At 42.7% G+C, this 12,442-nt stretch carries 10 protein-coding genes; all 10 read right to left on the reverse strand.

Annotation, left to right across the window (positions count from 1 at the left end):
• Positions 1-28 precede the first annotated feature (28 nt).
• A complete protein-coding gene (locus VJ937_RS12765) occupies positions 29-1,819 on the reverse strand; it encodes a PAS domain S-box protein (protein ID WP_324067708.1) in 1,791 nt (596 codons plus the stop codon).
• A gap of 228 nt (positions 1,820-2,047) precedes the next feature.
• Positions 2,048-3,007, reverse strand: coding sequence for a hypothetical protein (locus VJ937_RS12770; protein WP_324067710.1), 960 nt, complete (start codon positions 3,005-3,007; stop codon positions 2,048-2,050).
• Positions 3,004-4,062 carry a diphosphomevalonate decarboxylase gene (gene mvaD, locus VJ937_RS12775; protein WP_324067712.1) on the reverse strand — a complete coding sequence of 353 codons (1,059 nt, stop codon included), beginning with the start codon at positions 4,060-4,062 and terminating at the stop codon, positions 3,004-3,006. Before mvaD ends, VJ937_RS12770 begins: the two co-directional genes overlap by 4 nt.
• A 55-nt stretch (positions 4,063-4,117) precedes the next feature.
• Entirely contained in the window at positions 4,118-5,038 is a 921-nt protein-coding gene (locus VJ937_RS12780) for a GYDIA family GHMP kinase (RefSeq protein WP_324067713.1), read from the reverse strand.
• Positions 5,039-5,084: 46 nt separating this feature from the next.
• Positions 5,085-6,389 (reverse strand): hypothetical protein, encoded by a 1,305-nt coding sequence (locus tag VJ937_RS12785; RefSeq protein ID WP_324067715.1) that lies wholly within the window; start codon positions 6,387-6,389, stop codon positions 5,085-5,087.
• A gap of 16 nt (positions 6,390-6,405) precedes the next feature.
• A complete protein-coding gene (locus VJ937_RS12790) occupies positions 6,406-7,557 on the reverse strand; it encodes an acyl-CoA dehydrogenase family protein (RefSeq protein WP_324067717.1) in 1,152 nt (383 codons plus the stop codon).
• A 13-nt stretch (positions 7,558-7,570) separates the two neighbouring features.
• Positions 7,571-9,511 carry an acetyl/propionyl/methylcrotonyl-CoA carboxylase subunit alpha gene (locus VJ937_RS12795; protein WP_324067718.1) on the reverse strand — a complete coding sequence of 647 codons (1,941 nt, stop codon included), beginning with the start codon at positions 9,509-9,511 and terminating at the stop codon, positions 7,571-7,573.
• A complete protein-coding gene (locus VJ937_RS12800; RefSeq protein ID WP_324067720.1) occupies positions 9,508-10,287 on the reverse strand; it encodes an enoyl-CoA hydratase/isomerase family protein in 780 nt (259 codons plus the stop codon). Before VJ937_RS12800 ends, VJ937_RS12795 begins: the two co-directional genes overlap by 4 nt.
• A 4-nt stretch (positions 10,288-10,291) precedes the next feature.
• Positions 10,292-11,899, reverse strand: a complete 1,608-nt coding sequence (locus VJ937_RS12805) for a carboxyl transferase domain-containing protein (RefSeq protein WP_324067722.1) — start codon at positions 11,897-11,899, stop codon at positions 10,292-10,294.
• Between the two features lie 279 nt (positions 11,900-12,178).
• Positions 12,179-12,442: hypothetical protein (locus VJ937_RS12810; protein ID WP_324067724.1), on the reverse strand; the 264-nt coding region annotated here is incomplete at its 5' end.

Here is a 12,442-nt window from a genome sequence, read left to right on the forward strand (position 1 = left end):
ATAAAAACAGATCGATTCGGGAGGCACCTTAATTCAGCTTTACGCCCATCACAGTAATGTCATCTAATTGAGGCTGTCTGCCTTTCCATTGTTTATATTCCTGGTCAATTAATTCTTTTTGTGTGCTCATGGGTGCTTTATGGTTGGTAAGCAAAAATTCTTTAAACCTTCTAAACTGGTACTTACGTCCTTTTTCCCCGCCAAACTGGTCTTTAAAACCATCAGAGTACAGGTAAAGTGTTTCAGAACCTGATATTTGAATGCATTGCTTTTCAAATTGATTTTCCTGCACATAATAACCTATGGGGTTATGCACAGGTTTCAAAATAGTTTCTTCGTTATTGTCGATTATAATGGCATTCATATTGGCCCCTGCATAATGCAAAGTAAACTCTTTACGATCATAAGCAGCCAGGGCAATGTCCATACCATCGTGATGCCTCGAATGCTTGAATACATGCTTTACTTTTTCTCTTAGTATTTCCAGCACAACATCCGGTTCTTTTACATTATTTTTAGTTACCACTTCCTGCAACAAATTAATGCCCAACATGGTTAAAAAGCCACCCGGAACACCATGCCCCGTACAGTCTGCCACAGCAAACAAATAAACATCATTAAATTTTTTAAAGAAAAAGAAATCGCCTGATACAATATCTTTCGGTTTATAAAATACAAAATGATCGAAAACACCTTCAAGTTCATAACTTGTTTGAAGTATAGCTTCCTGAATTAATTTTGCATACTCAATGCTATCCATCATATCGCGATGAGCCCTTTCTATACGCTCATTTTTAATGGCTACCTCTTCCAGCACAGCTTTTAATTCATCGGCATATTCCTGTAGTTCGACCTGATGCTCATCGAGCGCTTTGTTTTTATCCTGCAGTTTTTTATTCATTTCTGCTTGCTGCTCATTGGTTTTTTTAAGCTCTTCTGCCTGCTCACGCAACTGTTCTTCCTGTGTTTTGCGCTCGGTAATATCCACCAGAAATACCAATATCGCAGGTTTTTCATCCCATTTAAGATAAACTGCATTGATCTCGATCCAAATTACCGTCTCATTTTTTCTCTTGACACGAAAGCTATACTTTTGTGGCACGTCCTCCTGACGCATGCGCCTCTCATAGTTATTTAAAATCCATTCTTTATCATCATCAAATAAAATCTTCTGAAATGGGAATTGCTCAAGATCCTCCAACGTATAGCCCAAAATATCGACAGTGGCCGGGTTGGCATATTGGATTCTAAAATCCTGGAGCACAAATATTGCCTCAACTGCATTATTCAAAATACTGTTGAGTTTATGTTTACCCTCCAGTAATAATTTCTCAGCCCTTACCCTTTCTGATATATCCATTAAAATCGTATAGGCATGAGTTGGTACGCCACGCTGGTCGTGAGCAAGCTCTGCCGTAAGCAGGACTTCAATTTCTTCACCGTTGTGCTTTTTCATTCTGGCTTGAAAATCCCTTATTACCCCATCATTAAGCAATTGTCGAAATATTTTATTGTAATTCTCTTTTATCTCACCTGTAAAAAAGTGTTCAGATCTCCGGCCAATCACTTCTGAGCGATCATAACCAAGCATTTTAAGCCAATAGTCATTAACATATACTAAATTTCCGTCCATATCGATGCTATGCATCATTATGGGGGACTTATTATACAATTTCCTGAATAAGTCATCGTCCTGTACCTGGCTTTTGCGTATAAAGTACAAATTATTGAGTTTGGTACGATAGAGCAATACAAACATCACCAAAAGGGCTATAACTAATAATGCCAATATAATCCACATCCAGAATGGACTTCTCATACCCACTATGATTGGGATGGGCGATATTGCAACACTGTGCAAATTCCAAAAGCCAATAAATCCAATTCCTATTTTTAAAGGGTATGAAAATTTCAAAATTTAAGCTTAATTTTTAGGCATAGAATCAATAAACCGAATTACCACACAACTTAAGATTACATTCAAATGTAATATTATTTGTCAGAAATAAATAATTTCTGTTATAAAAACACAAACTTTGTTGCAAAACTATTTTTGACTGAAAGTAGCCATTTCCGGCACCTGAACTGGAATAAACTTATAATCAACATTGACCGCTGACTTAAGGAAAGCATTGTAATCATGGGTATAACCCAATAAAAAACCACCGCCGCCGGAACCACATAGCTTAGTATAATAAAGATCCTGATCAATTCCGTTTTTCCAGAAATCCTCCATATGCGATGGAATCATTTTTCTCATATGAGTCAATTGCCATTGCGAAAGCTCTCTCATCAACCGTTTAAAATCGGTCATTTGGTTTCCTAAAACAGCCGAAATAATCCTATTATTAATTTCTGAAAGATATTTTGAATCAATATTTCCAAGTTTAGTTTGCTCCAGAAAAAAGTCCACCAGGGGCTGAGTTTTGCTGGTTTGAGCAGTATCAATTAAAAAAAGCCCTTCTTTTCCTGTTGATATAAAATCGGGTTTATCTACAACTTTAAAATCATCATCTTCAATTAAAAGTGGTTCCTGGTACCATGCTACCAATGGATCGATCCCTGAGGAACGGCCATGAAAAAAATTTTCCATAAAAGCTAGCTGATTCCTCAGCTTATCGGCCTTTTGGGCATAAACCGTGACATACTGGTCGTAAATAGCAGCAATCAAAGCACCTGAGCTCCCGGCTCCATAGCCTTGCGGTATAGAGGAATCAAAGTACAGTCCAGATTCGATATCCAATAAAAGTCTTTTTATATCGATACTGAAATCAAGTTCACCACTACGGTATGCTTCTTCAAGATAAAGGGCATAGTCGCGCAACTGGCGGTTTGAATCCTTCGCATAATCGTATGCAGTGTATTTATTATCGGGAATAAAAGTGAGTTCACCACTGAAGTGCTTAAAAGGCACGGTGAGCGCCTTCGATTTGTTGATAATACTATATTCACCAAACAACATCAATTTGGCATAATAGCGTCCGTTATTTTTTGTTCTTTGTATCATTCAAACAACTGTTTTGCACCTTTACCTGTTTCATCATCCAACACCTGAATTTGCAAATGATGATCCATAATCCACTCACTGATAAAATTTCTTATTATTTCTCTGTGTTCATCGGCGTAGAGCAGATGAATATTTGGTCCTGCATCGATTGTGAAAGCAACTTTTAATCCTTTGCCTGCTCTGAAGGCATTTAAATCGTGTATGAACCGGATCGTGTCAGGTTCCAGCAATAAAACAGGCTCGTGAGAAGCAAACATTAAACCATGTAGAGATAATGCTTCCTGCTCCACAACCTCCTGCCACACATCGAAATCGCCCGTTTCCAATGCCTTAAGCAGTCGAAATGAATTCTCCCTCACCTGATTAATTCGTCCCTGCCGGTAAAAATGTTCGTCCATAAGTTTATGACCAGCAGAACTCCCAACTTTTTTAGGTTTTTCACTAAATATTAGAATGCTGTCGTAAATTGTCTCAAAATCCTGGTGTGGTTTGTAAGGTATGGCATACTCATCAGAGCTTTCAGTATTAACACCGCCTCCCCAAATGGCGTAAGGTCCATAAATCGATCTGCAGGCACTACCGGAGCCCAATCTGGCGTAATGCGATGCCTTTTGTAAAAACCGGGGATATTCATCGGCTTTACCCGTTGCCCTTTGAGCAGCAGACAGCAACGAAAGCGCCAGCGCGCTCAATCCGCTGGCCGACGAAGCTATGCCCGTAGAGTGTGGAAAAGTATTAAGGCTGGTGATGGTAAAATACAGGTCATTAAGCACCGGGTATGCTTTTGCCATTTCATTTATCAGGTTCCCAACTCGCTTTTCGAACTTTGGACCGACCTTTTGACCTGAGAGGAAGAAATCAAATTCACCTTGTGTGGTTCCATCATTGGGGTGCCATTTCACTTCTGTTTGGGTAAAAGCATATTTCAGGGTCATGCTCAGTGATGGATTCATGGGAATTTGGTTACCCTGCTTGCCCCAATATTTTATGAGCGCAATATTGGAAGGACTCCTCCATTCCACGCTACCCTCAGGCTCTGGTTTATCCGGCTGCATTGCAAAAGGTTTAATATTTTTGTTTGGCTCATTCATAACTATACCCTTCCTCAGGTTATTCTGGTGATTGGTTTTTTACAATTTCTGTCCAGTTAAAAATCGTTGGTCGTTGGTTCCCTGTAAAATAAGAAATAACGTCGGCACCATCCATTTCGCTTACAGCCAGCATAAAATCTCCGCCCCAGGCGCCCAGTGATTTTACAGCGCCGTTAAAATCCTTATATTTTTTCATCACGCTTGGTATACCTAATATACTACTTATGATATTCTCGTGGGTTTTCATGAGCTCCATAATCTCATTTAAATCCTTTGACTTAACCCACTGCTCTGAAATTTCAGAAATGCGACGCACGTCCTTATCATTAACCTTCTTGCTCCGTATTTTGCGAATTGCCTCAGCAGTATTCATTTTGTTTTCCTGAAACACAAACCATAAATTACGTTCGAAACCTGGTTTATAATCGATCTCATCAAATTTGGGGTTGGCTAGTTCATTGCTATATAAAATCGGTTTATTTGCTCTTGCACATGCAATATCATAGCCGGAGCCTCCACCAACATTCATATTGACCATAAACGGATCAACATCGGCCCATTGACTCAGGTTCGTAATAAAAGAAGAGCTGCTACCCCAGCCGTAATTCATAGGTAAATCGATACGTGCCGTAGCCTCGGCTCCTGATTTTTGCAGAAAATTTTTCTTTTGCTCACGGATTGCTTTAAATACTTTCTTGATCCATTCTGCTTTATCGGTATCATTTGTTTCCAGTACATCGAAACCGTCGGTATCGAAAATGGCATGAAATATTATTTTATCGCGAAATAAGGTGCGCCAATACACCAAAGGGTGCTCCACTGCATCGATTTCAAGTTCCTGTCCAAATTGTAAAGGAACCGCAAAAGCTTTTGCTCCTCTCAGCGCAAGGTATTCCCCCGTTAGCATCAATTTTCCGTTAGATCTGAATACATTAGCCATACACAAAAAAATTTTATATCATCTAAGATAAACATTAATTGTATAGTTACCGGCTATTCGCAAGGAATTCCCTTACAGCACTTACAGAAACTGTTTTATCAGTAAACCACACCTTTGCAGCTTTTATTTGCGTGGGCGAAGCTTTCTCTGCACTTAAAATATTATCGAGGTGCAATTTCATGTGTCCTCTTTGAATACCGGTGGTTACAAGTGAAGCCACAGCTGCAAAATTATTGGCTAGCCCTGCTGATGCTACTATTTTCATCAGCTCGTCGGCACCGGGATTACCCAGCATATTGAGGGCAAGTGCGGCAGTGGGATGCAACTTTGTAAGACCTCCTACAGTTCCCAATGCTACGGGCAGCGTAAGTTTCATGCTAAAATATCCATTCTCAATAACTGCCTCAGAGAGGGAAGCATAACTCCCATTACGCGCAGCGAATGCGTGTGCGGCAGCTTCTGCAGCTCTAAAGTCGTTTCCGGTAGCTAAAATTACAGCATCGGAACCATTCATTATACCTTTATTATGGGTAACAGCACGGCTCACATCGGTATTGGCAATATTTACAGCCTGCACAAAACGTTTGGCAAATATCTCTGGTGAGTATAGTTTGCTCCAGGTCATTTGTTCTATCGGTGCAGCAACCTGCATGGTCACAAAATTTTTTGGCGTATAATTAGAAAGAATGGCCATAAGCACTTCCGGCGCTTTGCGATTATTTTTTTGTGCAAATACAGGTATTTCTGTTGCAATGGTCTCCAACAGTGAATTTATAAAATTAGCACCCATGGAATCGGCTGTATTCACTTCCACGGTAAGCTTCAGAGTGTTTTTTGAAATTCCGGGCATTTGTTCCAGAAGGAAGCTGCGAATACCTCCACCCCGTTTCTCCATATTGTTGGTTAACTCTGCCGTGGACTCAGCGAGTTGGTCGAAAAAAGTTGATTTATTATTTCGAAGCCATTCAACATCATCAAACCACTCAAAATATACCTGCCCGTTTTTAATCGATTCCTGTGCAATGGTTTTAAAGCCACCCCGATCGTACCAAAAAGAGGCCGCTTTTGACGCCGCCGCCACAACTGAACTCTCTTCAACTACCGCAGGCACATGGTAAAGTTTATCATCAACCAGCACATTCGGGATTACACCAAAGGGCAACGCATGATTGGTTAGTGTATTTTCACTAAACTGCTCAAACTTTTGTTGAAGTGCCTCATCTGCAAAGTGAAATGCTTCAAACTGACCGGAGTCTTCGGCATTGCCCAGACAGTGTTCAGCTATTGTACGTCGCTTTTCAGCTGCGGAGAGCTTTGAAAAACCACTTATTTTACCGGAGGTATCCTTCATAACGCATCAAAATTTTTTACAATCCAATATGTCGTCCGATTACAAGCTTTAATATTTCTGAAGTTCCCTCCCCGATTTGTAAAATACGCTGATCGCGATAAAAACGCTCAATATCCTGATCCTGAACTAAGCCATAGGCACCGTGAATTTGTAAAGCCTCATCGGCAACCTCTTTGGCTATTTCACTGCAATACAATTTTGCCATAGCAGCCTCTTTTCCAAACGGTTTGCCATGATCTTTTAACCAAACAGCATTATAAAGTGTATTGCGTGCCAGTTCAATCTTTGTAGCCATTTCGGCTAATTTGAATGATATGGCCTGAAATTTCGCAATGGGTCTACCGAACTGCTCTCGCTTATTGGCGTAATTCATAGCCAACTCATATGCTCCCTGGGCCAATCCCAGTCCCATCGCACCTATGGTCAAGCGACCTGAATCAAGCGTCTCCAACATCATGTGGCTGCCTTTTCCGCGGTCACCAAGCAGGTTTTCTTCAGGAACAGCTACATTGTCAAACATCATTTTACCGGTATCTGCAGAGCGCCACATCATTTTACCTGTTATTTTCTCGCGGTGAAAACCGTCGCGCGCGGCGTCTACAATAATGGTCGAGAGCTCTTTTTCACCGTCTTTCTCTGCAGTAACTGCCTGCACAGTGGCACCAAGCATCATTTGACTGGAAGAGTTTGTAATAAAAATTTTACTTCCATTGATAACCCACTCACCATTTTTGAGTTCAGCTTTGGTTTCTGTTCCTCTGCTATCTGACCCTGCATTTTTTTCGGTCAATGCAAAAGCCCATACATGATCGCCGGTAACCAAATTGGGGAGCCATTTTTGTTTTTGCTCCTCCGTTCCAAAATAGTAAATAGGCCCAATACCCAGTGAATTATGCGATGCTACTGTGGCAGCCTGGGAGCCATCGATACGGGCAATCTCCTCAACTGTTAAAACCAGCGAAAGGTAGTCGAGTCCCTGTCCGCCATACGCTTTTGGTAAAAACTGACCAAAAAATCCGGCCTGTCCCATCTTGCGGACCAGTTCTTCAGGAAATTCTGCTTGCTGGTCCAATTTAGCTGCAATGGGTTTTATCTCTTGTTCTGCAAATTTACGCACCTCCTGTCGCAAATCTTCATGTTGTTGTGTCGTATAGGGTGTAATCATCATTATCAGAAAAATTTTATTCAAATTCCATTAATATCTGTCCATCGGCAACCTGTTCACCTTCTTTAACCAAAACAGACTTTACAATGGCATCGCTGGTGGCTTGCAAATGGTTTTCCATTTTCATTGCCTCCAAAACCATAAGGGTTTCCCCTGCTTTAATCTCACGTCCGCGATTGGCTAATATCTGTAGTATTCGGCCGTACATCGGAGCCTCAAGCTTCATAAGTCGTTGACCATGCTGAACCGATAGGCTTTTGCCCGATTCAGGTAACAAATGTTGTATAAGGAATGTTTGTGCATTGGTAAAAATCCACACCTTTTGTTCACTTTTATGGTACTTAAAGGTTTTCCGAATTCGGTTCATCTCAAAAACAACAGCCTGATCTGTGATATCAACCATTTTCAGCGCTGCATTTTCATTATTGTAGCTTAATTCAATACCATTTGCCAGGTTTCTGAGGTGCACCTCAAAATGCTCAGTACCTGCTTTCAACCTCCATACGGGGGCAACCTGCCTGAAATAACCTTTTTGCCAGGCATTTTCTGCAGAGCTTGTTTGCGGCCGTACAGCGATCATTACAAAGGCCGCTATAACATCGAAAGCAGGCTGCTGATCGTGTACGTATGTATATGTTTCTTCTAAATATTGCGTATGAAATTTATTTTGCTCAAAAAATGGAGCAGAGATTACAGTTTTGAGGTAATGCAAATTATTCTCCACCCCGGCTAGCTGTGTTTGCTCGCTCACTATTTTCAGTCTTCTGATGGCTTCAGCCCGGTTTTTTGCCTTAACAATAACCTTTGCCAGCATGGGATCATAATCGGCACTCGCCATACCTGAGCCGTCAATAGCAGCATCCACGCGCAACCAATCATAAGTGGGAAAGGCTAACTTATGGACGGGCCCTGCGGCAGGTAAAAACCCCTTCGCAGGATTTTCAGCATACAAGCGGGCTTCAATGGCGTGACCGTCAAATTTGATATCTTTCTGTTTCAGCCTTAAGGCATGGTCATCGGCTATTTGGAGTTGCATTTTCACAATATCGGTTCCTGTAACCATCTCTGTAACCGGATGCTCTACCTGTATGCGGGTATTCATTTCCAAAAACCAGAACTTTCCCGAATTGTCGAGCATAAATTCTACAGTTCCTGCACTGCGATACTTCATTTGCTGACCAAGCTGCACAGCATAACCTGTAACTGCTTTCCTTTGTGCCTCCGACAGACAAACGGCCGGCGATTCTTCAATAACTTTTTGATGTCGGCGTTGCAAAGTACAATCACGCTCACCCAAATGAATCACGTTACCTTTGCCATCACCTATTATCTGCACTTCGATGTGTCTTGCCTGGGTTAGCAAACGCTCTACATACACTTCCGGATTGCCAAAATAGGCTTGTGCCTCGCGCGCAGTTTGCTCCAGTGCCGATTGGAAGGCTTCAGGCTCCACAACCTTTTTCATTCCCTTTCCTCCACCCCCGGCAGCGGCTTTAATTAAAACAGGGTACTCCAGCTTATGCTGCAAATCTCTTAACTCATCAACTTTACCACGATATTGATCCTGAACGGGCACACCAGCTTCGCGTGCTATTTTAGCTGCATTAAGCTTATTGCCCATAGCATCGATAGCGGTACTCGTGGGTCCGACAAATACAAGACCGGACTCCTCGACTTTCTTTGCAAATTGTGCACTTTCCGATAAAAAACCATAACCGGGATGAATGGCATCAGCTCCCGATTGCAAGGCCATTTCTACAATGGCATCGGCATTGAGCCAGGAGCCGGAGAGACTTTCATCTGAAAACATCATGGCTTCACGAGCTTCTTTCACCCAGGGGGTATCTTTTTCTGCCAATGTATAGAGTGCAACAGTCTCCAGACCCATATCATGCGCAGTGCGCATGATGCGTCTGGCGATTTCTCCCCTGTTGGCTATGAGTAATTTCCTGATCATGATGAAAGATTTTTCGATGACAAAAACCGTCGTATTCGCTGCTGCGCACTATCAGAAGTACGGGCTTCTGCAATAATGCGGGCCGTATAAACCTCCTCGCTTTCGTTGTGATGCTTTTTTGAGAGGTTTTCAATTAGCTCACGGGTCATACGGGTGGCATACAAATCGTTTCCTTTAATTGATTCAATGATATATTGAAGTCTATCAGGCAGTTGCTCTCCAGTAACTTGCTCATCGGCAAATCCAGCTTTCAGCATTTCATCAACTTCAACTTTTTGAGATGTAAGCATCCACTGGCGTGCCTTAATGCGGCCAATGCGGTTGAGCACAAATGGCGCAACCGTGGCCGGGACTAACCCCAGTTTAACCTCACTGAAGCGAATGGTTACCTGCGGCGCTACCCAAACAAAATCTGATGCTGAAGCCAATCCAATTGCACCACCTACTGCCGGCCCGTTGAGCCAGGCAATAGTTGTTACCGGAAGGCGATTCAATAAATCAAAACACTGATATAATTTACGGCTGTCTTCCACATTTTCTTCCACATCGAAATCCACTGCACGCGCCATCCATTTTAAGTCGGCACCTGCGCTAAACACTTCTCCTTCTCCCCTGAGCAGCATTAAAGATGATTTGGGCTGACGATGCATTTCTTTAAAAAAATAAATTAATTCATCGAGCATCTGCCCATTCATGGCATTACGGACCTCCGGTCTGTTCAGTCGCACTTCGGTATAATGCTTATACTCGTTTATTTTAATGGTTTGATATTCCATAGTATTACATTCTAAAGATTCCGTGCTGCGGTTTTTCCCATTTTTTGTTACGTGAAACGGCAATTCCCGCTGCCAGGTACTGTCGCGTGTGCGCCGGATCGATGATGCCATCGTCCCAAATACGGGAAGTGCTGTATAAAGCTGAGCTCTCGTAACGGTAACGTGCTAAAATCTCTTTTCTGATTTGTTCATGCTCTTTTTGATCAATCTTATGCCCCTTTTTCTTTAATGCGGCTTCCCGAATGGATGTCAATACTCCAGCAGCCTGATCGCCGCCCATAACACCAATACGCGCATTGGGCCACATCCAGAGAAAATGGGGATCGTATGCGCGGCCTGCCATGGCATAGTTTCCGGCACCGGAAGAGCCACCGGTTATTATTGTAAATTTCGGCACGCTGGCATTGGCCACCAAATGAATTAATTTGGCTCCATCGCGCGCAATACCCTCATGCTCGTATTTTTTGCCGACAATAAAACCGGTAATGTTTTGTAGAAAAACAATGGGTACTTTTCTGAACTCGCACATTTCAATAAAATGCGCTGCTTTTCGTGATGTTTCGGCATAAATAACTCCGTTACTGGCAATGATGCCTACCGGGTAGCCTTCGATGCGGGCGAATCCGGTGACAATGGTTTTGGCATATTCAGGTTTAAATTCGTGAAATTCACTGGCATCGACCAAACGGGCAATGAGCTCTTTCACATCAAGTGGTTTATGTCCATCAAGCGGGGCCACACCATAAATTTCTTCAACCGGGTATTTGGGTTCACGGCTCGCTGTAATATCCAGTTCCTGTTTATTGGGTTTGGGTAAAGTCTGAAAAATATCGCGACAGATTTCAAGCGCATGCTCATCGTTCTCAGCCAGATGATCGGCTACGCCTGATATTTTGGTATGCACCTCGGCACCGCCAAGTTCCTCGTCTGTAACCTCCTCGCCGGTAGCTGCCTTAACCAAAGGCGGCCCACCAATAAAAATGGTGCCCTGTTCGCGCACAATAATGGTTTCATCACTCATGGCCGGCACATATGCCCCACCCGCAGTACAGGAACCCATTACCACGGCTATTTGTGGAATGCCCTCTGCTGACATCCGGGCCTGGTTGCTAAAAATGCGTCCAAAATCGTCGCGGTCAGGGAATACTTCTGCCTGTTCGGGGAGATAAATACCACCACTATCCACCAGGTAAACACAAGGCAAATGGCTTTGCATGGCTACTTCCTGCGCCCTGATATGCTTGCGAATGGTTTCACGCACATAAGTTCCGCCTTTCACCGTGGCATCGTTGGCCACAATGATGGCTTCTCTTCCCTGAATTACACCTACTCCTGTAACCACACCAGCCGATGGAAATACATCTTCGTATTGTCCGTTTGCAGCAAGCGCTGAAAGCTCAATAAATGGTGTACCGGGATCAACCAAATGGTCGATGCGCTGGCGAGGCAACAATTTACCACGCTCGCGGTGTCTTGCAACGGCTTTTCCCCGGCCTTTCTCAGGCAGTTCGGACAGTTTTTTGTGCAGATCGTGCACAAGATCAAGCATTTGACCGGAGCGTTTCTGAAATTCGGCCTGTTTAACGTCTATATTTGTCTCAATGTGATTCAATTTACTTACTTTTTAAACTTACAAGCGAAACAGCAGGAAACAAATTTTGTTTAACCGAGATAAAATAATATTAAACAAAAATTCAACACTGAATTCTATTGAAAGTTACTACAATGTTTTCAAAGAACAACAATCCAGGGGTTTCTAATGCTTATTTTTCTGTTTAACGGCTGTAAATAGCCTTGATTCTCTCCAGCAAGTCAGCTGGTGTGTTGGCCAATACCTGCTGATCGATAGAAAATTTTTCGGAAAGTTACCGGAGTATACCCCAGGTGACTACTAGAAACGGTACCTGGCCGAAATTATAAAGTTACGTCCGGGAGCCACAATGCCACTGGAATAAGGGCGGTATTGCCGGTCGGTGATATTTTCTACTGCACCACTAAGTTCAATGCGCTGGTTCAATTTGTACATAATGCGGAAATTCAATGTATGCCATGCCGGACTGTATGCTTCGCCATCAGCATTTAAGGCATACATGTGTAGTTTATCTGTTTCAGATGGCGCCAAATTACCGGCTGATATTTCCCCATTGTAACGCAT

Origin of the sequence: Salinivirga sp. (assembly GCF_035268865.1) — a bacterium.
In the GTDB taxonomy this organism is placed as follows: domain Bacteria; phylum Bacteroidota; class Bacteroidia; order Bacteroidales; family Salinivirgaceae; genus Salinivirga.

Excerpts from the sequence above, each read along its gene's own strand:
- VJ937_RS12765 (WP_324067708.1), bottom strand. The coding sequence starts at position 1,819 with ATGAGAAGTCCATTCTGGATGTGGATTATATTGGCATTATTAGTTATA.
- VJ937_RS12770 (WP_324067710.1), bottom strand. The coding sequence starts at position 3,007 with ATGATACAAAGAACAAAAAATAACGGACGCTATTATGCCAAATTGATG.
- mvaD (WP_324067712.1), bottom strand. The coding sequence starts at position 4,062 with ATGCAGCCGGATAAACCAGAGCCTGAGGGTAGCGTGGAATGGAGGAGT.
- VJ937_RS12780 (WP_324067713.1), bottom strand. The coding sequence starts at position 5,038 with ATGGCTAATGTATTCAGATCTAACGGAAAATTGATGCTAACGGGGGAA.
- VJ937_RS12785 (WP_324067715.1), bottom strand. The coding sequence starts at position 6,389 with ATGAAGGATACCTCCGGTAAAATAAGTGGTTTTTCAAAGCTCTCCGCA.
- VJ937_RS12790 (WP_324067717.1), bottom strand. The coding sequence starts at position 7,557 with ATGATGATTACACCCTATACGACACAACAACATGAAGATTTGCGACAG.
- VJ937_RS12795 (WP_324067718.1), bottom strand. The coding sequence starts at position 9,511 with ATGATCAGGAAATTACTCATAGCCAACAGGGGAGAAATCGCCAGACGC.
- VJ937_RS12800 (WP_324067720.1), bottom strand. The coding sequence starts at position 10,287 with ATGGAATATCAAACCATTAAAATAAACGAGTATAAGCATTATACCGAA.